A 25,788-nucleotide genomic window follows, 5' to 3' on the forward strand; every position below is an offset into this window, starting at 1 on the left:
CTCCTTTGATGCAAGAGCTAGGAGCTGCCCCACCAATCGTCCAGCCCTCAAACGCGCTTGTGCTACCGAGGCATCGGATTTGTTGCGCTATTATAAGCAGACCAATCGGAGATATCGGGGTAATACTGCTTGCGCCAATCGCGCACACGGGGGTTCATGACCCGGCGCCAGAGCGGCGGGATCATCGCGGCCATCGTCATGACGGGATAGCCGTAGGGAAGCTGCGGTGCGTCTTCATCACTGTAGTTCTGCAACAGGGGAAAGCGCCGGTCCGGCTTGTAGTGATGATCCGAGTGACGCTGGAGGTTGATCAGCAGCCAGTTCGAGGCTTTTTGCGCGGCATTCCAGCTGTGATGCGGTTTGACGTGTTCATATTTGCCATTGCCCAGATGCTTCCGCGTCAGCCCGTAGTGCTCTACGTAGTTCACGAGTTCCAACTGCCAGATCGCTGTCCCGGCTTGCACAAGAAACAGCCCGAGCCCGAGCCAACCACCGAGCGCAAAGGCCAGCGCAAGCATCGCGAGTTGCAAAGCCCAATAGCGCCAGAACGGGTTGGACGCGGCATGCCATGGCAGGTTCTTGCGCTTGAGCATGTCGGCCTCCGCTTTGAAGGCGGATTGCCAGCATTGCCGCAGCACACGCGGGTAATATTTGTGAAAGCCTTCGTTGTATCGAGCGGTCACGGGATCGCGGGGCGTTCCGATGTAGCGGTGATGCACGAGAAGATGCTCGGACCGAAAATGGCTGTAGAGCACCTGCGCGAGCAAAAGGTCTGCCATGGTGCGTTCGAGCTTGTTTTTCTGATGCATCAATTCATGCGAATAATTGATCCCCACAGTGCCCGAGATCACGCCCATCCCGAAAAACAGCCCGACGAGTTCCCAACCTGACAGATGATCCGCCCGGGTTGCGACATAGATCAGCCCAAAAAGCGTCGCTGCCTGAAGTGGAGCCCAGGCGATCGTGACCAAGCGGTACCAGAAGAGATCTTCGTCGGGTGTTTGCGGATCGGCATTGTCGGTGTAGAGGCCCAAAACGGCATCCAGTGCCGAAAAGAGGTACCATGTTGCTACGGGAACGATAATGACCCACCAGCCGCCCAAAGAGGCGGACAGCCATACCAACGGCAAGAGCAGCAGCGACAGCCAGAAAGGCAGGGCGGATGTCCACTTGGACAGCTGTTGTGCGGGGATGTTGGAGAATGCGGTCATGGGACCTCGGAGCTAACAGGATACAGTTTCTGTTGTATTTACCGCTCTCGCCCCGCTGCTCATAGTATTTTCAAACATGCCTTTGCGTCACAAAGCGGGGCGTTCACTTGTGCACCAGATCGAAGACCTTGCGCATGACGGTTGGCAAATCCGATGGGCTGAAGGCGTGACGCTCCAGAAAATGCCCCCGATTGGGTGTCGCGGTCTGATCCACATCTGCGGTCATGATCGCGAGGCGAAGATGAAAATGCGTAAACGTATGGCGCGCCTCGGCGGGCAGCAACGTCCATTGGGCCTCCAGCGGAGGTGCGGGCACCGGCGTGTCCTCGGTCCATTCCGATCCGGGCCAGCCCAACATGCCGCCAAGAAGCCCGCGATCAGGGCGTGTTTCCAGCAGGAAAGCGCCATCGCTGCGCCGTGCAACATATGCAATGCCCAGCCGCACGGGTTTGGCCTTCTTGGGGAGTTTGCGAGGCAATTCCGCCGCTGTCCCGGCCACACGGGCGGCGCATACGGGTCGCCACGGGCAAATGCCGCATGCGGGCGAACGCGGCGTGCAGATGGTGGCGCCCAGATCCATGACGGCCTGGGCATAGCAGCCGGGCCGGGTGTCGGGTGTCAGCGCAGCAGCCTTTTCGGTCAGCTTTGATTTTGCCGTGGGCAGGGGTGTGTGGATGTCAAAGAGCCGCGCCATGACGCGCTCAACATTACCGTCCACAACGACGCGGGGCTGGTCAAAAGCAATCGCGCTGATGGCGCCAGCTGTATACGGTCCTATGCCCGGGAGTTTGAGCAAGGCGGCGTGATCATCCGGGAAAACGCCGTCATGCTCAGCGACGATCACGCGGGCGCATTTCAGAAGGTTGCGCGCCCGCGCATAATACCCAAGCCCGGCCCATTGCGCCATGACATCGGCATCCTCAGCTGCCGCCAGCGCGCGCACGTCGGGCCAACGCGCGGTGAAGCGGAGGAAATAATCCTTCACAGCTGCGACCGTTGTCTGCTGCAACATGATCTCGGAGAGCCAGACGCGGTAGGGATCGGGCATCTGCCCCTCTTTGCGCGCGCGCGGACTTGTGCGCCATGGCATGTCGCGGGCATGCACGTCATACCATTGCAGGAGTTCGGACGAGAGTTGGACTGGGTCACGCAAGGGTGAAGCTCCGTGATCAACGAATGTGGATTCACACTGGTGAGTGCGCGGTCTGGGCACTAGGATAATGCTTGATTAAGGGAGTCAACTCTTGGCGAAGCGGCCATCCACGACAAAAGGGTTCAAGCGCACGGCCAGTGTGCTCTCATCGCGCATCCGCAAGGCGGGCGAAAGCCGTGGTTTTGCCGTGACGCGTTTGTTGACCCATTGGGATGAGATCGCGGGCCTTGACGTGTCGCAGATCTCACGGCCTGTGGAAGTGAGTTACGGTCGGGGCGGCATGGGGGCGACCCTGTCGCTCCTGACGACAGGTGCGCAGGCGCCCATGCTTGAGATGCAAAAAGAGCAGATCCGCAGCCGTGTGAATGCCTGTTATGGATATAACGCCATTGCGCGTGTTCGGATCACGCAGACCGCGCCCACCGGTTTTGCCGATGGTCAGGTTGCCTTCCAGCACAAGGAGGCGCCCAAGGGCCCGCCTGCCCCTCCTGCCGAAGCTGTGGCCCAGGCAGAGCGGGAAATGGTCGGTGTGTCCGATCCGGGCCTGCGCGATGCCTTGACGCGACTGGGCTCCCACGTTCTTAGCAAGACAAAACCCCCTTTGAGTGAGTGAGGAAACGCAAGATGAGCAAATGGATGCCAATTGTCGCTGCAGCTGTGGCTGTCGCAGGTTTGGGTGGCTGGTATGTCACGTCGCAAAACACCACTGGCGCCAGCAATTTGCCCACGGAGATCGGTTTCGGGGCGGCCAATGCGCAGGAAAGCAGCGGGGATGTCGACACGTCCGGTATCGTGGAGATGGTGCAGGGTGCTGATGATGCGCCTGTGACGATTATCGAATACGCCAGCTATACCTGCCCGCACTGCGCCGATTTCCATGCCGGCACCTACAAACAGCTGAAGGCCGATTATATCGATACCGGCAAGGTGAAGTTCATCTACCGCGAGGTCTTCTTTGATCGGTATGGCCTGTGGGCGTCCATGGTGGCACGCTGCGGCGGGCCAGAGCGGTTCTTTGGCATTTCCGATTTGATCTATCAGGGTCAATCCACATGGGCGCGTGCCGGTGAGCCGGCGGCGATTGCGGATGAGTTGCGCAAGATCGGGCGCCTGGCGGGCCTCGGCCAGGAAGAGTTGCAAGCCTGTTTGACCGATGGCGACAAGGCGCAGGCCTTGGTGGCGTGGTATGAGGCGAATGCACAAGCGGATGGCATTCGGTCCACACCGTCCTTCATCATCGATGGCCAGCTCTACAGTAATATGTCTTATTCTGAGTTCCAGCGCGTGATTGACGGCAAGCTCGACGGCTAAGCTCTTGTATCTCAGGCGCGCGCCTGTTTGGATCGCGCCTGTTTTCGGGATTTTGCGAGAGAGGCGCCTTCAATGCTGGTCTGCTTCGGTGTTTCACCGCGCATTCGCGCAACATGGCGTGCGCTCTCATGAAAGGTGCGCCGCTGGATGGTCTGAAGGTCATTGAAATGGCCCGGATTCTGGCGGGCCCGTGGGCCGGGCAGACGCTGGCGGATCTCGGGGCAGACGTGCACAAGCTGGAGAGCCCGGCAGGCGACGATACGCGCAATTGGGGCCCCCCTTTCGTCGAGTGCGACGGCGATCGCTCGGCGGCGTACTTTCATTCGACGAACCGTGGCAAGACAGGTGAGGCCGTTGATTTTCGAACCGAGGCAGGCCGCGCCCGCGTGATCGAGCTGATCCGCGGTGCTGATGTCTTCATCGAGAACTTCAAAGTGGGCGGGCTGGCCAAATATGGGCTCGACTACAAAAGCCTCGCCGAGATCAATCCGCGGCTGATCTACTGCTCTATCACCGGGTTCGGGCAGGACGGACCCTATGCCCATCGGGCGGGCTATGATTTCATCATTCAGGGCATGTCGGGGTTGATGTCCATCACGGGCGAGGTTGGCGGGCAACCGCAGAAGACCGGAGTCGCGATCACCGATATCTTCACAGGCGTTTACGCTGTGAGCGCAATTCTTGCAGCTGTGCACCAGCGCAATACAACGGGGCGCGGCCAGCACATTGACATGAGCTTGTTGGATACGGCCGTCTCTGTGACGGCCAATCAAGCCATGAACTACCTGACAACCGGGCAAGCGCCGGGGCTCATGGGCAATGCGCATATGAACCTCACGCCCTATCAGGTGTTTGATTGCGCGGATGGCCATATCATCATTGCGACAGGCAATGATGCGCAGTTCCAACGGCTGTGTGCGCTGCTGGATTTGGCAGAGCTTGGGACCGCGCCCGAGTATCTCACAAATGCGGACCGTCTGGCCAACCGGGAGGCGCTCACCGCACGCCTCACCGAGAAGACGATGGCGCGCAATCGTGCGGAGCTTCTAGCGGCGTGCGAAGCGGTCGGTGTGCCTGCAGGGCCGATCAATGATATGAAAGACGTCTTTGACGATCCCCAAGTGCGTGCGCGGGGCATGCAGATCGAAGCGGGCGGCGTCCCTGGCGTGCGCGCACCCTTTCGCTTCTCTGATGCAGACCTTGCGCTGGGTAGGGGCGCTCCAAGACGGGAGCGCACCGAGGAGCCATAGATCTGACAGGGTTGGCGCCAAGCGCGTCCGGCTTGCAGTGATCGGTCAGACCCCTGACATCCTCTAAGACTGTGTCACGGACCAGCGGAATCCCGTCTCCACGAAAGCGGAAGAAGGGCGCTTGTCACGAGCTTCGGACACACTGACGAATTTTCGTTCGTTGTCCCGTTTCGCCCGCTGTCAAGACTGGCAGAAATTATAGGGAAGCAACGCGCGACCGGAGCCTTTGAAGGTCGTTGTGGTTGTATCGCTGCCGCGGCTCACCGCAAAGGTCGCGCCATCCATTTCACTGTCCGAGACCATGATCTGGCCATTGGCGCTTGCAGGCAATGTATCGTCCACATCGACTGTGAAGGCGATTGCACTTTCAGGCTTCAGGTTTGTCAGGCTGAGCTCGACCCGTGTATCGCCATCAGACACTGCATTGGCCTGGCGCACTTGATCAGCGCCGGAGACAAGCTCGAAGGGCTGGAAGACCTCAACACCCGCGCCAGAGCCCGTGGTATCAAAAATCAGGGCGCCCGATGCGGTGGACAAATCAATCGTTACATTGATGGCGCCGGTATCGCAGGTTGAGAGATTGACGATCTGGAAGCGATCCTTGGGCGCGCCTTCGATGAAGTGCACGGAGATGTTTGCCGCGGCGGATTGCGCGAGGCCAAGCGACAGAATGAATGCAAGTCGTAACATGTATCCTCCGGTGTTTGCGCGGAGGTAGGGCAGGTCTGGTGCTTTGCAAGCGTCCGCCTGCGCGCGTCAGGGCGTTCCCCAGTCTGCGAGGGGCGGGTTTGGCAACATAATCGCGCGTCGCGTCGCCAGCACGCGGTGAGCCTCCGCGCTTTGTCCCATGCGCATCAGGGCGTTGGCGTAGGTCAATTCCAGCAAGTCGCGTTGCGCGCGGCTGCCGCCGATGCGCTCGGTGGTCGCCATGATCGGTGTCAGTGCGCGCACGGCGCGTTGCCAATCCTGTCGCGCGATGGCGCTCCAGGCGGAGGCCAGTCCCGGGATCATGTCCGCCGCGAAGCCCTTGGTGGCCTCCGCGAGGCGGGCCAGTCGCTCGCCCTCTCCTGCCATGGCGTGGGCGAGTGCGGCATGCATATCGGCGAAGCTCTGGCCGGCATTTGGAAAATATAGTGCTGCGTAATCGCTCAGACTGTGCCACCGGCCGGGCGCGACGCTGTGCCCGGCCAGTTCCGCACGGTGATAGATTGCGGCTGTATCGGTCAGGACGTTGATGGGCATGCTTTGAGTGGGGCCGTCGGGGCAGACACCATCATCCACATACCCCCACATGGCGGGCAGATCGCCATCTTGCAAGGCCCAGAGCGCCAGATGCCAGTTGAGATGACCATGCAGGATTGAGCGCGGATCATAGTCGGCCATCCAGCGATCCAGAAAGGTGCGGCCTTCCCCTGTCTGGCCCATTTCATATTGCGCATGGGCCTTGAAGTGAGAGGCCTGCGCATTGCGTGGATTGAGCGCCAGCGCGTCTTCCATGAGCTCTAATGACGCTTGCGGCTGCCCGGTTTCGCACAGGGCAAGCGCGTGCATCGACATCATCCACCAATCGCCCCGGTAATGCGGCATCAGCATAGTGGTATAGGCGAGCAAGTCCGCCTCCCGTCCGACTTTGCCGGAAAAGCCGATCAGACCAAAGATATTGGTACACAGCTGCGCAATCAGCGCGTCGCGCGGATGATCGGCGACATGCGCTTTTACGGCGTGCCGTGTGCCGACAGCATCGCCTGAGAACAGGCGCGCCATGATGGCGATTTGTGCGGCTTCGCGATCTGTGATCCCGCGCGTCAGGGATTGCGCCTGTGCAAGTGCCGCGCGCGCCTCGGCCATCTGTGCGGGCGTCATCAAGGCGCGTGCGCGTGCTATGTGGCCCGCGGCAAAGCCGGGGTCAGCCGTTGTAGCGCGTTCGAAAGCTTCTGGTGCGCCGTAGTTTCCGCTGAGGTGCAGGTGCAGGCCTTCGTTGTAGGCCTCAATCGCCTCCGCAGATGACGTGGTGAGCGTGTTTCCGTAGCTGTCTGTCTGCATGCTGGCCCTCTCTGCGGTGAGCCTAGCGCTTGGGCCGTCATTTTGGAACGAAGAGTTGGGGTGTCAGCGAAGGCGGGCTAGTCCGGGTTCCCGCGGGTGTGACTGATCTTGGAGAGGTCCGGCGCGCGCATGGGCTCGCGGGGCTGCGTCTCGCGCAGGCCTGGTGTCAGCTTGTGGCGCAAGAGCGCCATGGGATGGGCGCGCAGGCTCAGCCGCGTGGAGACATAATCCTCCACGACTTGCTCCCCCATCGTCATCTCCGGCAGATGCGCCGCAGGTTCGATGATGCCCTCGCCGTCCATATCGCCTGCAAAGAGCGGCAGCTCCTTGTCCGCCGTGAGGGCCTTGGCCTCCCACAGCGCCTCGCGCCGGGTCATGAGCTCGTGGAAGACATCCGCTTCCGCCAATCGCGCCATCGTCGCAGGCAGGATCCCTGCACGCCGCCAGACATCCGTCACCGAGCGGTAGCCATTGCCGCGTGCGGCGGCGATCCAGCTGGCATCCTCCTCCTTCATCCCCTTGATCTGGCGAAAGCCCAGCCGGAGCGCGAGGCCGCCGCGCCCGTTGGGCTCCATCACATTGTCCCAATAGCTCTCGTTGATGCAGACCGGGCGCACCTCCACCCCATGTTCGCGCGCATCCCGCACGATCTGGGCGGGCGCGTAGAACCCCATCGGCTGCGAGTTCAGAAGCGCGCAAGCAAAAAGCCCGGGATGGTGGCATTTGATCCAGGCCGAGGCATAAACCAAAAGCGCGAAACTGGCGGCATGGCTTTCGGGGAAACCATAGGAGCCGAAGCCCTCGATCTGGGAGAAACAGCGCTCGGCAAAGTCATCGTCATAGCCATTGGCGCGCATGCCCCGGAGAAACCGCCCGCGCAGCTCGGAGACATTGCCGTGTTTCTTGAAGGTCGCCAGCGCCCGGCGCAGACGGTCGGCCTCCTCGGGGCTGAACCCCGCGCCGACGATGGCAATCTGCATCGCCTGCTCCTGAAAGAGTGGCACGCCCAGCGTCTTGCCCAGCACCTCTCCCAGAGCATCGGAGGGAAATTCCACCTTCTCCTCGCCATTGCGCCGCCGGATATAGGGATGCACCATATCGCCCTGAATGGGTCCGGGGCGGATGATCGCCACTTCGATCACCAGATCATAGAAATTGCGCGGCCGCATGCGCGGCAGGAAGTTCATCTGCGCCCGGCTCTCCACCTGAAAGACCCCGATGCTGTCGGCGCGGCAGAGCATGTCATAGACTTTTGGGTCCTCCTGCGGCAGCGTCGCCAGCGTGTAATAGTGCCCATGGTGATTTCGCATCAGGTCAAAGGCCTTTCGAATGCAGGTGAGCATGCCGAGGCTGAGTACATCGACCTTGAGGATGCCAAGGCTGTCGATATCGTCCTTGTCCCAGCAGATGACGGTGCGGTCCTCCATCGTGGCATTCTCGATGGGCACCAGCTCATCAAGCCGCCCCTCCGTCATGATGAACCCGCCGACATGCTGCGACAGGTGCCGGGGAAAGCCCACGATCTCGTAGACCAGCTCCAAGGTCTGGGCGAGCGTCGGGTCGCGGGCATCAAGCCCGATCTCGGCCATACGCTCCGCCTCGATCCCCTTGGTCGAGAAAAATCCCCAAAGCTGCGAGCTTAGCGCGCCGATTGTATCCTGAGAGAGCCCCATCGCAGCGCCGACCTCGCGGATCGCACGCTTGCCGCGGTAATGGATCACCGTGGCACAGAGCCCCGCGCGGTGACGGCCGTAGCGCTCATAGATGTGCTGGATCACCTCTTCGCGCCGCTCATGCTCGAAATCCACATCGATATCGGGTGGCTCACCGCGCGCCTCGGAGACAAACCGCTCGAAGACCATGGTACCGATCTCGGGGCTGACCGAGGTGATCCCGAGACAGAAACAGACCACCGAATTGGCCGCCGAGCCGCGTCCCTGACACAGGATGTTGCGCGAGCGGGCAAAGGCCACGACATCCCGAACGGTCAGGAAATAGGGCTCATATCTGAGCTTCGCGATGAGGGTCAGCTCATGCTCCATCATCGCGCGGACTTTCTCCGGCGCGCCGTCGGGATAGCGCCAGTTCAGACCTTTGAGGGCAAGTCTGCGCAAGCGCTGGGAGGGGCTTTCCCCATCCGATATCTCGGAGGGGTATTCGTAACGCAGATCATCAAGCGAGAAGGTGCATCCCTGTACGATCTGATCGGTCCGGGCCACGGCATCGGGATAGCCTTTGAAAAGGCGGTTCATCTCCCGCTCGGAGCGCAGCCGTTGCTCGGCGTTGAGCAGCGCCCGGTGCCCCAGCGCGTCGACCGTGATGCCATCGCGAATGGCTGTCAGAACGTCAGCGAGTTTGCGCCGCCGTCCATGGTGAAAGCGGGGTGTGGCGCTGGCTGTCAGGGTCAGATCCAGCTTTTGGGCCAGCGCGGCGATGCGCTTGAAACGATCTGCATCCATCCCGTCATACCGTGGCGCCATGAGAAGATCCGGCCGCGTATGGCGCACCAGCCGTTTGAGATGGTGATGCCAGTCGGCATCGGGGGCATCGGGCACATGCAGCAGGAGCGCCAGCCCCTCCGCGCCCCGCTCCAGCAGATCCGACAGGTGCAGAATACATGTGCCCTTTTCTGTTCGCAGCCGCCCTTTCGAGATCAAACGGCAGAGCGTGGCCCATCCCGCGCGGGTCTGTGCCAAAGTGGTGATTTCCAACCCCTCGCTGAAGATGAGTTTGGCGGCGGGCAAGAGGCGGGGCTGTGCTGTCAGGATCGGGCTTTTGGGCTGCGGTTTAGGCGCGGGAGGGCCGATTGGATCGTTGGCCGCGTCCCATGCCGCGCGTTCTTTCACGCGCCGGGCAATATCGCGCGCCTCAGTGTGGGCGCGTACGATCCCCGCAACAGAGTTCTCATCCGCAATCGCGATGGCAGGCATGCCAAAGAGTGCCGCACGGCGCATGTATTCCTCCGGGTGCGATGCCCCGATGAGGAAGGAGAAGTTCGACGTTATGGAGAGCTCTGCAAACATGATCTGGACCAAACGACTCGCGAAGTCTTATATTTTCACGTTTTGTTCTCTTTTTGGAGTCAAACCTGCATATGGTCCCGCGCTTGATGATGAGTGGTCACAAGTCTTTGGTTTGCAGTGTTGTGGAGAGTGCGCGCGGGTCCACCTTGAGATCGAGGATCGCGGGTGTGTCGGCGGCCATGGCTTGCGCCAGGGCATCGGGGAAAGCGGCGGTCTCGGTCACTGTGAGGCCCAGAGCGCCATAGGCGCGGGCCAGGGCGGCGAAATCCGGGTTTTTGAGCCGTGTGGCTGAGACCCGGCCGGGGTAGGTCTTTTGCTGGTGCATGCGGATGGTGCCGTACATGCCGTTGTTCACCACCAGAACGATGACCTTTGCGCCGTATTCGCAGGCTGTTCCGAATTCCTGAGACGTCATCTGAAAGCAGCCATCCCCGGCCAGACACAGAACACTCCGGTCTGGATGTTCGAGCGCGGCGGCAACGGCCGCAGGCAGGCCATATCCCATGGAGCCGGACGTCGGCGCCAGCTGCGTGCGCCATCCACGCCAGCGGTAATAGCGGTGCAACCAGCCTGCATAATTTCCCGCGCCATTGGTCAGGATCGCAGTTTCAGGCAGGGTGTCGCGCAGATGCGCCATCACCTGCTGCATCTTGAGATCGCCCGGCGTCTCGACAGGGCGTTGCCATGCCTCATAGCTACGTCGCAATGCCGAGACATATGCCGCCCGACCATCCGGATCATGCGGATTGTGTGTGCTTTGAAAACGGCCTGAGCCCGTATGCGCTGCAAGCTGCAACACGACCTCGGCGGGTCGGCCCGCCACGCCCAGGCTTGGATGATAGACCCGGCCCAGTTCATTTGCATCCGCGTGCACGTGCAGAAGCGCTTGTTCGGGCAGGGGTGCGCGCAAAAGCGTATAGCCGGATGTGGTCATCTCGCCCAAGCGCGGCCCGAGCGCGAGCAGCACATCCGCCTCGCGCACGGCCTTGGCCAGCTCAGGGTTGGGCCCGATCCCAACATCCCCCACGTAGTTCGGGTGATCGTTGTTGAGGTAATCCTGACAGCGAAAGGCGGCGCCGACCGGCACGTTCAGAGCCTTGGCAAAAGCGCCCAGAGCGTCGCGCGCTTCAGCCCGCCATCCGCCGCCACCGACGAGGATAAAAGGACGCTTTGCCTGTGCCAGCCTCTCGGTGATCTCGGCAATGTCGCTTTGGGCGGCCTGCGCTTTTGGAGGCTGTGCGGCAGGCATGTCGATGACATCGGCCTGATCGGACAACATGTCTTCGGGCAAGGCGAGGACAACCGGCCCGGGACGACCGGAAAGAGCCGTCGCGAAAGCGCGGTTGATGTATTCGGGCAGGCGATCGGTGCGGTCTACCTCGGCCACCCACTTGGCGAGAGGGCTGAACATCGCGCGATAGTCGACTTCCTGAAAGGCCTCGCGATCCCGCTGGTCGCTGGCCACTTGGCCGACAAAGAGGATCATCGGCGTACTGTCCTGAAACGCGATATGCACGCCTGCGCTCGCGTTCGTTGCGCCGGGGCCCCGCGTGACAAAGGCGATGCCGGGCCGGCCGGTGAGTTTGCCATGGGCTTCGGCCATCATCGCCGCGCCGCTTTCGTGCCGCGTGACCACAGTGTCGATGCCACTGTCAAAAAGGCCATCGAGGGCCGCCAGGTAGCTTTCGCCAGGAACGCAAAACACACGTGTGACACCATTGGTCTTGAGCGCTTGCACGAGAATTTGACCGCCATGTCGCATGTTGCAGATCCCTTCAGAAACCACTGCGCTGTCCTGTACCGGACGCGCACGATGCGAACCTGCCGCTCCTGCGAAGGCTCCGCAAGCAAAACAGAAACGGCCCATCAAAAAAGGCTTCCCAACACCCGTTGGAAAGCCTCCCAGATCAAGCGTAAATGTCCGCAGCGTCAGATGCGCAGGAAGGGCTGAGCGAGACGCGGGATCAAACCGGAGAATTTCAACGGCGCATCGGTCACAGCGAGACAAATGCAATCCTCGGAAATATCGGCCACGGGTGTGTGGTGATGATCCTCCGTTGCGACCTCCATGTCGCCGGGGCCAAAGTAATCTTCTTCATCGCGGAAGGCACCTTTGAGAACAAGCGTCAGCTCCGTGCCCCGGTGACCATGATCCGGCACGGCTGTCCCGGCGGGGATAAACAGAAGGCGTGCTGTTCCCTCGCCACCTGTGTCCAGAAGCGCCTGTTTGACCCCCATCCCGACGGGTTTCCATTTTACATCAGCAAGAGACCCGCTGATGTAGTCATGCAACGGCAGCGGCACCTCCTTTTGCGTATCCGCCGCCGGTGCCATCGGTTCGGGCTCACTTAGGATATCCGAGTTGATCAAGGCCAGCGTGTCCGCAAAGCTGTTGGGGCTCAACTCAACGGCGCCCGCATCTTCCAGAACATTTCCACCCACAGCCTCATAGCTGTGTACCTGGGCGCGACACGTGTCGCACATGGACACATGAGTTGCGACTGCGAGGCTAAACGCTTCCGGCAAAGAACCAGCGGCATATGCCATCAAGAGCGCATCGGTCGGGTGGTGTTTAATCGTCTCTGTCATCACTATCACTTCATTGCGTGGCGCAATCTCTCTAGCGCCAACCTAATGCGAGATTTGATTGTTCCCAGGGGAAGACCGGTGGCTTCTGCGATCTCACTGTGTGAAAGATCACCGAAATAGGCCTTCTCAATCAAGTCTCGTTGTTTCTCCGGTAGAGCGGCAATTGCGCGCCCCAGTTGCTCACTTTCTTCCTGAAGGGCCAGAACATCTGACTGATCAGGCTCTTCTTCCGGTCCCCATGCCAGCTCTTCTGGTTCGGGTCGCCGCTGCTTGCGCAGCTGGTCGATTTTCTTGTTTCGGGCGATTGTGTACACCCAAGTTGACACGCTGGCGCGGCTGGGATCGAACAAATGCGATTTCTGCCACAGCGTCGCCATGACCTCTTGCGTACATTCCTCTGCCATCGCCGAGTCAGCGCCTGCGCGCATCAAAAACGCTTTCACACGCGGCGCAAAATGCGCGAACAGCTCCGCAAACGCCGATTGATCACGATGATCGCGAATGCGAATAACCTGCTCTATCCACTCGGTTTTGATGGCTCTTTCAGACAAGCCCACTTCTTTCCTAACGTCAGCTGTCGATGCCGCATGCCGACCGGGCTGCGTTTGCGACGCCCCGCTCGGTGCTTTTTGTTCTAATGGCTCCAGCATTATCAACATGCATCCTTTACGGCAAAGATGCCTTTACGGATCACCATTACATAAAAAAAACTTTTTTGCATCCGTTCTTCATCCGTGCACGTAATAACCGTCAACAAAACTAGACACGCTAAGGACGCAAAATACCATGCCGTTTGAACCACGGGGCAATGCCTCAAAGTCGATTGCCGTTATCGGTGCTGGAATTTCAGGCATGGGTGCTGCGCATATGCTCGCGGCTGATCATTCTGTAACGCTTTTTGAAGTCGAGCCTCGCCTGGGCGGGCACGCGCGTACGAAAATCGCTGGGAAGAACGGGAATCAGCCTGTGGATACCGGTTTCATCGTCTTCAACTATGCCAATTATCCCCACCTTGCTGCGCTCTTTGCTGAGCTGGATGTGCCTGTCACCAAATCCAATATGTCATTCTCGGCCTCGCTGCAGGGCGGCAAGATCGAATATGGCCTCGCATCTCTGGGCGCGCTGTTTGCGCAAAAGAAAAATGCGCTCAACCCCAAGTTTCTGCGAATGGTCAAGGATATCATGAGGTTCAATGCCAAGGCGTTGGATGCCGCGCAGGATCGCACGGTGCCCCTCGGCGCGTTCCTCGATCAGTTGGGGATGGGGGATTATTTTCGCGAGTATTACTTGTTGCCGCTCTCAGGCGCGATCTGGTCAACGCCCATTGAAAAGATCATGGACTTTCCGGCCCATGCGCTTGTCCAGTTTTTCGAAAACCACGCGCTCTTGCATCATTCCGGCCAGCATCAATGGTATACTGTCGATGGCGGCAGCGTTGCCTATGTGAGCCGACTGGAAGCATCGATGCGCAAGCGTGGGGTCGATATTCGTCTGGCAAGTCCCGTGCAATCCGTGCGGCGCGATGGGTTTGGTGTTGAGATCAAAGCCTGGGGTGGGGAATGGGAGCGGTTTGACGAGGTCGTGTTCGCGACGCATTCCGACGACAGTTTGAAGCTGCTGAGCGATCCAAGCCCAGATGAGACACGCGCTTTGGGCAACTTCAAGTATCAACCGAACGACGTCGTGTTGCATGCCGATGAAAGCATCATGCCCAAGCGGAAGATCACGTGGTCGTCCTGGAACTATGTCGAAGACGAAAACCCGAGCGCAGATCGCATTGATCTGACCTACTGGATGAACAAACTGCAGCCGATCCCGGAGAGTGACCCGATGTTTGTCACGCTCAACACCAAGCGGCCCATTCGGGAGGAGCTCATTTACGATCAGGTCACGCTGCGCCATCCGGTTTATGATCTTGCCGCGCTGTCTGCGCAGGAAGAGGTGCGCGCGTTCAATGGCACCAACCGTACCTGGTTCTGTGGCGCTTGGATGAAAAACGGGTTCCACGAAGATGGTTTGTCCTCTGCCGTCGATGTCGTGGAGCGCATTCGCGCAGAGACACGCCTTCAGGTGGCCGCAGAATGATGCAGCATGTGGATCATATCGCAGGCCACACGTGGCACGGGCGCCGGGGCGCGATCGGCAATGCGTTCCGCTACTCTGTGGATTTCGTCATGCTTGATGCCGAGGCAAAAGATCTGCGCACGCCTGCGCTCTTTCGGCGTAACGGACGTGGGCTGACCTCTCTTCTGGATCGTGATCATGGCGGGACACCGGGCGCAGGCCGGGGTGCGCCCTGGGCGCGTGAGGTTTTGGAAGCGCATCAGATTCATCTGGATGGGCCGCTGATGTTGCTCGCGCAGCCGCGCGTGCTGGGCCATGTCTTCAATCCGGTCAGCTTTTGGCTCGCCTACGATGCGGAGATGAACCTGCGCGCTGTGATTTCCGAGGTGACGAATACATTCGGCGATCGTCATTCTTACCTGTGCTATCATCCCGACCTTCGGCCCATTGAGCCGCAGGACAAGTTGCGCGCGGAAAAGATTTTTCATGTGTCTCCGTTCCAGCCAATCGAAGGTGGATATGTCTTCCGGTTCGACATCAAGGCAGAGCGCATTGGCATCTGGATCGATTATTCGTCGGGCAAAGGCGGCCTGATCGCGACGCTGTGTGGCGAACGCCGGGAAATGAGCAATCGTTCGATCCTGGGCGCGGTTTTCCGCAGGCCATTTGGCTCGCGCCGTGTTCTGGGGCTGATCCACTGGCAGGCGTTCAAACTCTGGTGGAAAGGCGCGCGGTATCGGGATCGGCCCGAGCCGCCAGTGAGTGAGGTCTCTCAGTGACAGTGACCACGCCCAGCCAAATCGCAGAAAGGCCCCGTCTCGGGGCCTATTCTCTGTTTGCGGGTGTGCTCGCGGCGGCGGGGTTGCCGCTCTATATTCACGCGCCGAAGTTCTATGTGGACAGCTATGGCGTGTCGCTGGCGGCGCTTGGATCGGTCCTCTTTGCGTTGCGGTTGCTTGATGTTGTGCAAGATCCTGCGTTGGGATGGGCATCGCATAAGTTGCGCAAATGGCGCCGCGGGCTTGTGAGCCTCGGCGGGATTGTTCTGGCGGCGTCCATGTACGGTCTTTTTGCCGTGGCGCCGCCCATTTCGCCTTTGTGGTGGTTTGCTCTGATGCTGACGGGTGTTTTCTCGGGCTTCAGCCTGCTCACGATCAACTTCTACGCGGAGGGTGTGGCCAAGGCGCATGCTCTCGGTGGCTCGGGGCACCTGCGTCTTGCGCGGTGGCGCGAGACAGGTGCTCTGTTGGGCGTTTGCCTTGCGGCCATTGCTCCGGTTTTGTTGATCAACGTCTCTGACGCGCCTTTCGCAGCTTTTGCGGCGCTATTCGCCGGATTGGTGGTCCTGGCCCTTGTCGCGATGGCGAGGGAATGGACTTCGCAAGCACCAGAAGGGCCGCCTAATGGCTTTGCTACGGTGCTGCGTGATCCACAGGCGCGCAAGCTTCTCATTATTGCGTTTGTGAATGCCGCCCCGGTTGCAGTCTCCTCGACGCTGTTTCTCTTCTTCGTCGAAAGCCGTTTGGATGCGCCCGGCATGGAGGGGGCTTTACTGCTTCTCTTCTTTGTCTTTGCCGCGATCACCGCGCCGATCTGGACGGGGCTGGCGGAGCGCTTCGGCACACGGCCCGTCTTGCTCTTTGCCATGGGCCTGTCGATCCTCGCGTTTTCTTTCGTCTTTCTGCTGGGCTCTGGCGATGTCATGGGCTTTGCGCTCATCTGTGCAGCCTCTGGCGCGGCGCTTGGCGCTGACATGACGCTCCTGCCGGCAGCCTTTGCCAAACGGCTCGAGACCATTTCGCCCGGCGGCGCGGAAGGCTTTGGCCTTTGGGCCTTTGTTTCGAAATTCACGTTGGCATTCGCGGCGGTCACGCTCTTGCCTGCGTTGGAGGCGGCTGGTTTTGCCAGTGGCGCTCAAAACACTAGCTCTTCACTGAACGCTCTGACCTTCTTTTACGCTGGCGTTCCCATCCTTCTGAAACTGGTGGCCATAGGGTTGTTATGCGCCACCCCTCTGGAAGAGGATTAAGTCCATGGAAGCAATAGCCTATGTCTTGCTTGGATGTGCCCTGATGATCGTTTTGGGGTATCTGAAAAGGAAATACTTCGACTTTGATGCGCAAACCGCCAGCGATTATGCCGAAGGCGAGCAAATCGACCTGCGGACGCATCTCAATGGTCCCATTGTCTGCGAAGGGGTGATCTACGGGCCAACGGGCCGCGTCACGTCCCGTTTCGTGGGTGATTTCGAGGCCGAATGGAATGGCAATACCGGTGTAATGAAAGAGCACTTCCGGTATTCTGATGGCACGGAGCAACATCGCGAATGGCGCCTGACACTGGGCAATGATGGGCGGATCCGTGCTTTGGCCGATGATGTTGTCGGTGATGGCACTGGCACACAAATGGGGTCTGCCGTTCAGCTCAACTACAAGATCCGTCTGCCGGAAGACGCCGGTGGTCACGTGCTCGACACGACGGATTGGATGTATCTCGCCCCCAATGGCACAATCGTGAACCGTTCCCAATTCCGGAAGTTCGGAATCAAGGTTGCGGAATTGGTGGCAACCATGCGGAGAAAGGACGTCGCGTGAGTGAATGGCAGGGCAAGCGCTACTGGTTGGTTGGTGCAAGTGAAGGGCTTGGTGAGGCGCTGGCCCATGTGATGAGCCGCGCGGGTGTGGAGCTTGTGTTGTCTGCCCGCAATGCGGACAAACTTGCCGCTCTCGTGGCAGAGCTTCCCGGCCCGGCACATGCCGTGGCCTGTGATGTGTCGGATCGCGCGAGCGTTGAGGCCGCGCGCGCGGAGGCTGGTGATCTGGACGGCGTTGTGATGCTGGCCGGGGTCTACTGGCCGCAAGCTGCGCAGGCCTGGGATGCGGGCGAGGTTGAGATGATGTGCGATGTCAATTTCACCGGCACGGCCCGGGTCATCGGCAGCGTTGTGCGAGACTTCGCCGAACGCGATGCCGGCCATATCGTGATTACGGGCTCGCTGTCGGGCTTTCGCGGACTGCCCGGCGCGCAGGGCTATGCCGCGTCAAAGGCAGGCACCATGGTCATGGCCGAAAGCCTCTACGCGGATCTCAGGAACACCGGGGTTAAGGTCCAACTGGCCAACCCGGGCTTCATCCGCACGCGCTTGACTGACAAGAACGAATTCTCGATGCCGTTCATCATGGAGCCCGAGGCCGCAGCGCGCGAGATGTTCGAGCATATGTGCACGGACCATTTCAAGAAGAGCTTCCCGACCATGTTCTCCTGGCTCTTCCGCGCGAGCCAGTTCATGCCGGATTGGCTCTACTATCGGCTATTTGCGTAAGATCAAAGACGCTCGACCATTTTGCCAGCATGCTGATTCCACGCTGTGGGAGATGCGAGATGTTGGATATTTCGGGCCATAAGGTGGCACAAGTGGTTCTGATGGGCCGGGAACTGGATCGTGCAGAAGGCGAATTGCGTGGTTTTGTCGAGCGACTGACAGAGGAGGAGCAGGTCGCGCTGGTGGCTGTGATGTGGATCGGGCGCGGGGCGTTTGAGGCCGAAGATCTGGCTGAAGCTCTCTCGACCGCGTCCAATCAGGCCTCAACCCCGACTGCCGATTACCTGATCGGGACGCCGCATCTGTCTGACCATCTTGAAGAAGGCATGAACATCCTTGGCCTCGATGTGTCAGAGGAAGAAGATGCTCTGATGGGGCATACCTAGCCCCGGCTATCCCATCTTTTTGAGATCTGCCGTAAGCGCTGCGATGTCGCCGCGCTTTCGGTCAAGCAGGGCGCCAATCTCGCGGCGCTCCGTCAAAAGCAGGCTGACGCCTTCAATCTTCATGTCAAAAAACAGCTCTTTGCCCGATCGGTCAGAGACCATGAAATCCAAGGCGAAAGGCGATTGGCCGCGGAGTTTGGCCACCGCGTTGACCTCGTAGTAGCGTTTGACGCGCTTCACGCCACGGACTTCAATCTCACCGCCAATAAATTCGCGGAAGCGTTTGCCGTATTTGCGTGCGATGTAACCCTGCAGCGCTTTTTTGTAGGCGCGCTTGGTCGCAGCGGGGGCATTGCGGCCGTCAGCGCCAAGCGTGGATTGGGCGATGGTTGCCATATCGCCGTAGCGGCCAAGAATGCGCTCGAAGTCCGAATACATCGCATTGGCCGACTTGCCTGAAGCAATCACACGGTTGATCTCGCCGACAAGCCCGTTCACAAGCCGCTTCGCGCTGGATTCGTTCAGCGCAAGCGAAGGCGTCGCAGAAAAAGTGGTCAGTGTCGTGGCGGCTGTCAAAGCCAGGAAATGGCGGCGTTGCATCTCTTATTCTCCAAAAATATCGGCGTAGGGGTCTTCGCTGTCTTCGACATCTGTAGCGGCTTCCCCGAGTTCAAAAGCGCGGTTTTGCAAATAAATATCCCGTGTCGTGGCATAGCTGTCGACACTTTCATAGAGTACCGAGTCGATCGTCGAGCCAAATCGCCCGCGCTGTCCCAAACGCGCGCCAATCCGCGCACCGGTGGCAATACCAGCGGCCGGTTGCTCCAACCCACGCAGCGGATTGAGCGCGAAATCAACGATCTTGCCGGCGGCATCCCGTTCACTGGCAGGTCCCAGCGCGGGCAATTCGAGGTAAGTGCCCTGCGGCAAGCCCCAAACGGCCAGCGTTTGGCCAAAATCCGCCTCTTCTTCGGGAACGCCAAGGTCTGTTGCAATGTCGAACAAGCCGGCAATGCCCAACGTGGAATTAAGCGTGAAGCGCACAGTCTGACGCGTCGCTGCGGGCAAATCCCCTTGCAAAACCTGATTAATGACCGACCCGGGCACGGAAAGATTGCTCGCAAATGCGCTGACGCTGTCCTCCATGGAGTCTATTAAAACCGCATCATACGTTGTCGCCAACGGCTTGACGACATTGCTGTCGAGCCCCTTGTTGAACGCGTGAATGCGGCGGTTTTCCGCCTCGTAGGGATCAAATACACCAACGCCGTCATGGCCCACCGTTTCTGGCGTGGTGCACGCCGCAGTGATCGCCAGCGCGGCAAGAAGCATGCCACGAGAAACGATGCGCTGAATAAGGCCGGTTGAGGTATTGGACACTGGTTTTCTCAAGCTGTTGTTAATAGGGTTTATCTAAGTGTTCCGAAGTTATTGCCCAGTGCACCGCTCGCAATTGACACGGTCTTGTGACCAGGCAGCGACAGGGTAATGCCTCGGGTCTGAGAAGGCCAGAACGGCACGGTTAATAATGGGCTGATAGACATGCAAAAGAGCAATAATATGGCAGGCCGGGAAGAACTGCTCGAGGCGCGCAGGCGCAGCCGGGCGTTTTTCTGGTTTGTTGGCATATTCAGCTTTTTTGCGAACATGCTCATGCTCACCGGGCCGCTCTATATGTTGCAGGTCTATGATCGTGTTCTCTCCAGCCGATCCGAGGCAACTCTCCTGGCGCTCACCGTGATTGTCTTGTTTCTTTATGGCGTTATGGGCGTTCTCGATTTTGCCCGTGGTCGTGTGATGGGCCGTGTGGGTGCGCGTTTTCAGGCCGATCTTGATGATCGGGTTTTTCGCGCGTCCCTCAAGGCGGCGGCGCGAAAAATGGATGGCGGTCAGGCGTCAGGCATGTCTCACCTGGAGGCCTATCAGCGCTATCTGACATCGCCTGTTTTTCTTGCGTTTTTTGATTTGCCGTGGACGCCCATTTTCCTGTTTGGCATCGCCTTGTTCCATCCCTGGCTGGGGATGTTGGCTGTGGGCGGTGGCGCGGTGTTGATCGCGATTGCCCTTACGGCACAATTACTCTTGCGGCGGCCTACTGCCGGAACAGCGCGTCACGCTGCCGTATCGGATCGCATGGCAAATTCGCTGCGCAACGAGGCTGAGATGATCCAGTCCATGGGCATGATCGATGCGGCTCTGCGGCGCTGGAAGAAAGCCCGGATGCTGACGTTGCGGGGCCAGATTGATCAAACGGACCTGTCCGGCGGGTTCACGTCACTGACAAAGTCGTTTCGGCTCTTCTTGCAATCGGCCATGCTGGGGCTCGGGGCTTATCTGGTTTTGCAGGACCAGTTGACGCCGGGCGCTATGATTGCAGGCTCCATCCTTCTGGGGCGCGCCTTGGCGCCCATTGAAATCATGGTGAGCCAATGGCCCATGGCGCAGCGCGGACGCCAGGGTTGGACCGCTTTGGAAGAGCTGTTGGGCGATGTGCCGGTGGAGCCTCAGCGCACGCCGCTGCCCGCGCCGCAAGCCAAACTGGAAGTCCAGCAATTGACTGTCGTGCCCCCCGGGGAACAGCAGGCCTCGTTGCGCATGGTGAGCTTTGGGTTGAAGCCGGGGCAGGCGATTGGCGTCATTGGTCCCTCGGGTGCTGGCAAGACCACGCTTGCGCGCGCCTTGACGGGGCTGTGGCGTCCGGCGGGCGGGCGTATCCGCCTTGATGGGGCGACGCTCGATCAATACGATCCTGAAGCGCTTGGGGTTTATGTTGGTTATCTACCTCAGAAGGTTGAGCTTTTTGATGGCACGATTGCTGATAACATCGCCAAACTCAGCGAAACACCAGATCCTGAGAAAATCGTGCAAGCGGCCAAAACGGCTGCTGCTCACGAAATGATCCTCAAGTTTCCCGATGGATATGACACCCGTGTGGACCAGCATGGTGGTCGTTTATCGGGCGGTCAGATGCAGCGGATCGGTCTGGCGCGGGCCTTGTATTCCGAACCGGTTCTGCTCGTGCTCGACGAGCCGAATTCCAATCTGGACAATGAAGGCACGCAGGCCGTGAATCAGGCCATTCGCGCGCAAAAGGCGCGCGGTGGCTGCGCCCTCATCATGGCGCATAGGCCAGATGCTATCCGGGAGTGCGATCTGCTCCTCGTCCTTGATCAGGGCGCGCGCACCGCGTTTGGCCCTCGCGATGAGGTGCTGCAAAAAACGGTGACAAACGCCAAACAGATCCAACGCGCTGATGGCAAAGGAGCAGGCGTTTCATGAGTACCAAGGCCTTTCCCATGCGCGCGCCGATGCTGGTCGGCCTTATTGCCTTGCTGGCACTTGTCGGCGGCTTCGGAAGTTGGGCCGCCTTGAGCCAGATTTCCGGCGCCGTCATCGCCAGTGGACAGATCGAAGTCGATCAAAACCGGCAAGTCGTGCAACATCCCGATGGCGGTGTTGTGGCGACGGTTGTGATCGACGAGGCCGATCGTGTCGCCGCTGGCGATGTGCTGATCCGGCTCGATGGCACGTTGCTGCAATCCCAAAAGGCCTCCGTTGAAGCTGAGCTCTTTGACCTTTTGGCCCGTAAGGCGCGCTTGGTTGCCGAACGCGACGGCGAGGCTGCGGTTGGAGAGTTTGATACGGAGTTGCGCGATCTCGCGCCCTCGCGCCCCGACATTGCCGAATTGATGGAAGGGCAATTGCGGCTCTTCGAGGCGCGCGGTGCATCCGTGCAGGGTGAAATTCGGCAGCTCAATCAGCAATCCGGGCAGATCGACCGGCAGATTGAAGGCCTGGAGGCACAGCGCGTCGCCCTCACGCGTCAACTGGAGTTGATCCAGAAAGAACTGGGCGATCAGCAACGGCTTCTGAACCAGGGACTGACGCAGCAAGGCCGGGTGCTCGCACTCGAACGCGAGGCCGCGCGTCTTGAAGGTCAGCGCGGTCAGCTTGTTGCGCAAGTGGCGCAATCTCGTGGCCAGCAATCCGAAATCGAGGTGGCTGTGCTCAGGCTGGCCAGCCAGCGACGCGAAGAGGCGATCACACAACTGCGTGATCTTGTTGTGCGGGAAGGGCAGCTGCGCGAAGAGCGGGCGCAATTGTCGGAACGGTTGGACCGGCTCGATATCCGCGCGCCTGTCTCCGGCATCGTGTATGATCTTTCGGTTTTTGCGCAGCGTGCGGTGATCCGTCCGGCCGATCCGCTTCTCTACATTGTCCCCCAAGACCGCCCCCTGCTGATCGCCGCGCAAGTGGCACCGATAGATATTGATGAGATCACTTTGGGGCAGGAGGTTTTGCTTCGGTTTCCCGCGCTGCCGTCGCGGGAGACGCCGGAGATGTATGGCGAAGTACAGCGTATTTCGGCTGATGCCTTCGTGGATGATATCTCGCGGATGCCCTTCTACCGGGCCGAGATCGTGCTGAAAGAAGGGGAATTCGCGAAATTCCCCGAAGGCACGCAGCTCATCCCGGGCATGCCCGTAGAGGCATTTATCCGCACGGACGATCGCACACCGCTGACGTATCTGGTGAAACCCTTGCAGGATTATTTCGCGCGCGCATTCCGCGAAAGCTGATGCTTGCAGCCGCCAGACCGGCGGTCTAGCGTCGCGCCCAACGGGCGTACGGATGACGTCCCTGATCCAACTGCGAGGAATATCCATGAGTAATTCTGTTGAAACACGTCTGGCGGAGCTTGGTCTGAGCTTGCCCGATGCCCCGGCGCCAGCCGCTAATTATGTGCCCTACGTGCAAGTTGGTCAAACCCTCTACGTCTCGGGCCAGATCAGCCAGAACGCAGACGGATTGATCACCGGGAAAGTTGGCGTTGATCTGGATGTCGCGGCAGGGGCGGATGCGGCGGCATGTTGTGCTCTGAGCCTGCTCGCGCAGGTGCGTGCGGCATGTGGCGGTGATCTGTCGCGGCTCAAGCGCGTCGTCAAGTTGACGGGATTTGTGAACTCTGCGCCTGATTTTGCGGACCAGCCCAAGGTGATCAATGGTTGCTCTGATCTGCTTGTGGAGATTCTGGGCGACGCAGGCCGACATGCACGATCCGCGGTGTCGGCTGGTGCTCTTCCGCTCAATGTAGCGGTTGAGATCGAAGGGATCTTCGAGCTCACATGATCGCGCTGCCTGCCGGCTTTTTGAACCAGGCCTTCGCACATCGCGGACTGCATGGCGCCGGTCGTCCTGAAAATTCCATGTCAGCGGTCAAGGCCGCCGTTGAAGCCGGCTACGGTATCGAAATCGATGTGCAGCCCTCCGCGGATGGCGTTGCGATGGTTTTTCATGACGATGCGCTGGAGAGATTGACCGGAAAGCCAGGGCCTGTGACGAGCGAAAGTGCTGACAGGCTTGCACGCTTGCCCTTGTTGGGTGGCGCCGGAGAGGGCGTCCCCACCCTGTCGGAAGTTCTGGAGATTGTGGCCGGGCGCGTGCCGTTGCTTGTTGAGATCAAGGATCAGGACGGCGCGCTTGGCCCGAATGTTGGTCTGCTGGAAGAGGCTGTTGCGGCCTGTGTGCATACCTATGAGGGGCCGCTGGCCGTCATGTCCTTCAATCCGCATTCCGTTGCCTGCATGCGCGATGCCGCCCCGGATGTGCCGCGTGGTTTGACCACATGTGCCTTTGGCGAAGCCGATTGGCCGCAGGTGCCGCAGGCGCGGCGCGCGGCCCATGCGCGGTTTTCCATGATGGAAGACATTGAAGCCTCTTTTATCAGTCATCAGGCGGACGATCTCACCTCCCCAGAGGTCGCCCGTGTGATCGACGCGGGCTACCCCGTCCTATGCTGGACAATCCGTTCCGCAAATGAGGAGGCGGCCGCGCGTCGTTACGCCGATACGATCACCTTTGAAGGCTACACCCCTTGAAGCGCGCCAGACCTGCGCCACCTCTGCGGCATGGATGACAGCGCGGCGCCAGAAACCCAAATCGAGATTGAAACCCATCGATCGGTGCACGCGATCGGGCAGGCCGCTTGGGATGCCTGCGCGTGTCCCGAAGCTGAGGATGGCGGCGCACCACGCGATCCGTTCACGACCTTTCGCTTTCTGGCCGCGCTGGAAGATAGCGGTTCCGTCGGTCCCGGCACGGGATGGCAGCCGCATTATCTGAGCGCGAAGTTGGCGGGCAAGACCATTGCCGTGGCTCCCATGTATGCCAAGGGGCATTCGCAGGGAGAGTATATTTTCGACCATTCCTGGGCCCATGCCTATGAGCGCGCGGGTGGGCGCTACTACCCGAAGCTTCAGATTACCGTTCCTTTCACACCTGCCAGCGGCCGAAGACTGCTTGCCAAGCCCGGCTTTGAAAGCGAGGGTCAATCTGCATTGATCCAGGGCGCGGTACAGGTGGCTGCGCAAAACAAGCTGTCGTCGCTTCACATCACTTTTTGCACCGAAGACGAGCAAAACGCGATGAACCAAATGGGGCTCTTGGCGCGCCGCACGCAGCAGTTTCATTGGGTCAACGACGGCTACACGGATTTTGAGGCCTTCCTGGCCGATCTCTCTTCGCGCAAGCGAAAGACGATCCGCAAGGAACGCGCGCGGGCCAATGCCTTTGGCGGTGTGATCCATATGCTCACTGGTGATGATATCCAGCCGGAACACTGGGATGCGTTCTGGGCCTTTTATCAAGACACGGGTGCGCGCAAATGGGGCACGCCCTATCTGACGCGTCAGTTCTTTGACATCGCACAGGAGACGATGCGCGATGACATGCTGCTTGTGTTGGCGGAGCGTGAGGGGCGCTACGTTGCGGGGGCTTTGAATTTCATTGGTCGTGATGTGCTCTTTGGGCGCTATTGGGGATGCGTGGAGCATCATGACTGCCTGCATTTCGAACTGTGCTATTATCGCGCTATCGAGGCGGCCATCGGGCGTGGTCTGGATCGTGTTGAGGCGGGTGCGCAAGGTGAACACAAGCTGGCGCGCGGCTACATGCCCGCGCCAACCTATTCCGCGCATTGGATCGGGGATGAAGGTTTCGCCAAGGCCGTGGAGGACTATCTCGTGTCAGAGGCGCGCGCCGTGGATCAGGAGATCGAGATCCTCACGGAATACGGACCCTTCCGCCGCGCCGATGTGCAAGAGCACGACTGAAAAGGAGAAGAGACATGACGGAAAAGCTCTCTGATACAGGCCGGGAGACCTTGCTTGAGCCCTTGTTGGCCAGTGGTTGGAGCCACGATGCAGAACGGGACGCCATCAGAAAAGACTTTGTCTTTGCGAATTTCATCGAGGCTTTTGGCTGGATGACCCAGGTTGCGATCTATGCCGAGAAGTGGAACCACCATCCCGAGTGGTTCAACGTATACAAAACGGTCAAGGTCACTCTGACGACCCATGATGTGGGCGGCCTGTCTGCGTTGGATGCAAAGCTGGCGCGCAAGATGGAGCAATTGGCCGGAGCAGAGTAGGCGGAGG

At 59.8% G+C, this 25,788-nt stretch carries 25 protein-coding genes; 15 read left to right on the forward strand and 10 right to left on the reverse strand.

What is annotated here, in order from left to right; translation table 11 throughout:
- Positions 1 to 62: 62 nt before the first annotated feature.
- Together ACP15S_RS13945 and mutY are read right to left on the reverse strand one after the other, a co-directional pair.
- Entirely contained in the window at positions 63 to 1,211 is a 1,149-nt protein-coding gene (locus tag ACP15S_RS13945) for an alkane 1-monooxygenase (RefSeq protein WP_425040246.1), read from the reverse strand.
- A gap of 103 nt (positions 1,212 to 1,314) precedes the next feature.
- Positions 1,315 to 2,364 carry an A/G-specific adenine glycosylase gene (mutY, locus tag ACP15S_RS13950; protein WP_425040247.1) on the reverse strand — a complete coding sequence of 350 codons (1,050 nt, stop codon included), beginning with the start codon at positions 2,362 to 2,364 and terminating at the stop codon, positions 1,315 to 1,317.
- A 91-nt stretch (positions 2,365 to 2,455) separates the two neighbouring features.
- Between mutY and ACP15S_RS13955 the strand changes: the two genes are divergently transcribed.
- From ACP15S_RS13955 to ACP15S_RS13965, 3 genes are all read left to right on the forward strand, one after another.
- The gene (locus ACP15S_RS13955) at positions 2,456 to 2,977 is read left to right on the forward strand and encodes a DUF721 domain-containing protein (RefSeq protein WP_425040248.1); all 522 of its coding nucleotides are present in this window, start codon (positions 2,456 to 2,458) and stop codon (positions 2,975 to 2,977) included.
- A gap of 11 nt (positions 2,978 to 2,988) precedes the next feature.
- The gene (locus ACP15S_RS13960) at positions 2,989 to 3,675 is read left to right on the forward strand and encodes a DsbA family protein (protein WP_425040249.1); all 687 of its coding nucleotides are present in this window, start codon (positions 2,989 to 2,991) and stop codon (positions 3,673 to 3,675) included.
- Between the two features lie 128 nt (positions 3,676 to 3,803).
- Positions 3,804 to 4,925 carry a CaiB/BaiF CoA transferase family protein gene (locus ACP15S_RS13965; protein WP_425040250.1) on the forward strand — a complete coding sequence of 374 codons (1,122 nt, stop codon included), beginning with the start codon at positions 3,804 to 3,806 and terminating at the stop codon, positions 4,923 to 4,925.
- Between the two features lie 180 nt (positions 4,926 to 5,105).
- On the opposite strand, the gene ACP15S_RS13970 is transcribed toward ACP15S_RS13965, so the two are convergent.
- From ACP15S_RS13970 to ACP15S_RS13995, 6 genes are all read right to left on the reverse strand, one after another.
- The gene (locus ACP15S_RS13970; protein WP_425040251.1) at positions 5,106 to 5,615 is read right to left on the reverse strand and encodes an aggregation factor core; all 510 of its coding nucleotides are present in this window, start codon (positions 5,613 to 5,615) and stop codon (positions 5,106 to 5,108) included.
- 66 nt (positions 5,616 to 5,681) lie between these two features.
- Positions 5,682 to 6,968, reverse strand: coding sequence for a tetratricopeptide repeat protein (locus tag ACP15S_RS13975; protein WP_425040252.1), 1,287 nt, complete (start codon positions 6,966 to 6,968; stop codon positions 5,682 to 5,684).
- A 77-nt stretch (positions 6,969 to 7,045) separates the two neighbouring features.
- On the reverse strand, positions 7,046 to 9,991 hold the full coding sequence (locus tag ACP15S_RS13980) for an error-prone DNA polymerase (RefSeq protein WP_425040253.1): 2,946 nt from the start codon (positions 9,989 to 9,991) through the stop codon (positions 7,046 to 7,048).
- A 97-nt stretch (positions 9,992 to 10,088) separates the two neighbouring features.
- Positions 10,089 to 11,753, reverse strand: coding sequence for a thiamine pyrophosphate-binding protein (locus ACP15S_RS13985; RefSeq protein WP_425040254.1), 1,665 nt, complete (start codon positions 11,751 to 11,753; stop codon positions 10,089 to 10,091).
- 167 nt (positions 11,754 to 11,920) lie between these two features.
- Positions 11,921 to 12,580 carry a ChrR family anti-sigma-E factor gene (locus ACP15S_RS13990; RefSeq protein ID WP_425040255.1) on the reverse strand — a complete coding sequence of 220 codons (660 nt, stop codon included), beginning with the start codon at positions 12,578 to 12,580 and terminating at the stop codon, positions 11,921 to 11,923.
- Between the two features lie 5 nt (positions 12,581 to 12,585).
- Positions 12,586 to 13,230 (reverse strand): sigma-70 family RNA polymerase sigma factor, encoded by a 645-nt coding sequence (locus tag ACP15S_RS13995; RefSeq protein WP_425040256.1) that lies wholly within the window; start codon positions 13,228 to 13,230, stop codon positions 12,586 to 12,588.
- Positions 13,231 to 13,366: 136 nt separating this feature from the next.
- Here ACP15S_RS13995 and ACP15S_RS14000 point away from each other — a divergent pair, with 136 nt between their 5' ends.
- The 6 genes from ACP15S_RS14000 to ACP15S_RS14025 are packed head-to-tail and all read left to right on the forward strand — an operon-like array spanning position 13,367 to position 18,352.
- On the forward strand, positions 13,367 to 14,665 hold the full coding sequence (locus ACP15S_RS14000) for an NAD(P)/FAD-dependent oxidoreductase (RefSeq protein WP_425040257.1): 1,299 nt from the start codon (positions 13,367 to 13,369) through the stop codon (positions 14,663 to 14,665).
- Positions 14,662 to 15,423, forward strand: a complete 762-nt coding sequence (locus ACP15S_RS14005) for a DUF1365 domain-containing protein (protein WP_425040258.1) — start codon at positions 14,662 to 14,664, stop codon at positions 15,421 to 15,423. Before ACP15S_RS14000 ends, ACP15S_RS14005 begins: the two co-directional genes overlap by 4 nt.
- A complete protein-coding gene (locus ACP15S_RS14010; protein WP_425040259.1) occupies positions 15,420 to 16,673 on the forward strand; it encodes an MFS transporter in 1,254 nt (417 codons plus the stop codon). Before ACP15S_RS14005 ends, ACP15S_RS14010 begins: the two co-directional genes overlap by 4 nt.
- 4 nt (positions 16,674 to 16,677) lie before the next feature.
- Entirely contained in the window at positions 16,678 to 17,238 is a 561-nt protein-coding gene (locus tag ACP15S_RS14015; protein ID WP_425040260.1) for a DUF3833 family protein, read from the forward strand.
- Positions 17,235 to 17,966: an SDR family NAD(P)-dependent oxidoreductase gene (locus ACP15S_RS14020; RefSeq protein WP_425040261.1), complete on the forward strand. Its 732-nt coding sequence runs from the start codon at positions 17,235 to 17,237 to the stop codon at positions 17,964 to 17,966. Before ACP15S_RS14015 ends, ACP15S_RS14020 begins: the two co-directional genes overlap by 4 nt.
- A gap of 59 nt (positions 17,967 to 18,025) precedes the next feature.
- Entirely contained in the window at positions 18,026 to 18,352 is a 327-nt protein-coding gene (locus tag ACP15S_RS14025; RefSeq protein WP_425040262.1) for a DUF3775 domain-containing protein, read from the forward strand.
- 6 nt (positions 18,353 to 18,358) lie between these two features.
- On the opposite strand, the gene ACP15S_RS14030 is transcribed toward ACP15S_RS14025, so the two are convergent.
- Both ACP15S_RS14030 and ACP15S_RS14035 read right to left on the reverse strand, forming a co-directional pair.
- Positions 18,359 to 18,952 carry an MlaC/ttg2D family ABC transporter substrate-binding protein gene (locus ACP15S_RS14030; RefSeq protein ID WP_425040263.1) on the reverse strand — a complete coding sequence of 198 codons (594 nt, stop codon included), beginning with the start codon at positions 18,950 to 18,952 and terminating at the stop codon, positions 18,359 to 18,361.
- Positions 18,953 to 18,955: 3 nt separating this feature from the next.
- Positions 18,956 to 19,732 (reverse strand): MlaA family lipoprotein, encoded by a 777-nt coding sequence (locus ACP15S_RS14035; protein WP_425040264.1) that lies wholly within the window; start codon positions 19,730 to 19,732, stop codon positions 18,956 to 18,958.
- A 162-nt stretch (positions 19,733 to 19,894) separates the two neighbouring features.
- Between ACP15S_RS14035 and ACP15S_RS14040 the strand changes: the two genes are divergently transcribed.
- The 6 genes from ACP15S_RS14040 to ACP15S_RS14065 all read left to right on the forward strand — a co-directional run bounded on the left by ACP15S_RS14040 (position 19,895) and on the right by ACP15S_RS14065 (position 25,781).
- On the forward strand, positions 19,895 to 21,631 hold the full coding sequence (locus ACP15S_RS14040; protein ID WP_425040265.1) for a type I secretion system permease/ATPase: 1,737 nt from the start codon (positions 19,895 to 19,897) through the stop codon (positions 21,629 to 21,631).
- A complete protein-coding gene (locus ACP15S_RS14045) occupies positions 21,628 to 22,932 on the forward strand; it encodes an HlyD family type I secretion periplasmic adaptor subunit (RefSeq protein WP_425040266.1) in 1,305 nt (434 codons plus the stop codon). The genes ACP15S_RS14040 and ACP15S_RS14045 overlap by 4 nt, the downstream gene beginning before the upstream one ends.
- Positions 22,933 to 23,017: 85 nt before the next feature.
- Positions 23,018 to 23,482, forward strand: a complete 465-nt coding sequence (locus ACP15S_RS14050) for a RidA family protein (RefSeq protein WP_425040267.1) — start codon at positions 23,018 to 23,020, stop codon at positions 23,480 to 23,482.
- Positions 23,479 to 24,231, forward strand: a complete 753-nt coding sequence (locus tag ACP15S_RS14055; protein WP_425040268.1) for a glycerophosphodiester phosphodiesterase family protein — start codon at positions 23,479 to 23,481, stop codon at positions 24,229 to 24,231. The genes ACP15S_RS14050 and ACP15S_RS14055 overlap by 4 nt, the downstream gene beginning before the upstream one ends.
- Positions 24,232 to 24,261: 30 nt before the next feature.
- A complete protein-coding gene (locus ACP15S_RS14060) occupies positions 24,262 to 25,464 on the forward strand; it encodes a GNAT family N-acetyltransferase (RefSeq protein ID WP_425040269.1) in 1,203 nt (400 codons plus the stop codon).
- A 14-nt stretch (positions 25,465 to 25,478) separates the two neighbouring features.
- Entirely contained in the window at positions 25,479 to 25,781 is a 303-nt protein-coding gene (locus tag ACP15S_RS14065) for a 4a-hydroxytetrahydrobiopterin dehydratase (protein ID WP_425040270.1), read from the forward strand.
- Positions 25,782 to 25,788 lie beyond the last annotated feature (7 nt).

Source organism: Primorskyibacter sp. S187A, from assembly GCF_049800955.1.
Lineage (GTDB): Bacteria > Pseudomonadota > Alphaproteobacteria > Rhodobacterales > Rhodobacteraceae > JAKVBH01.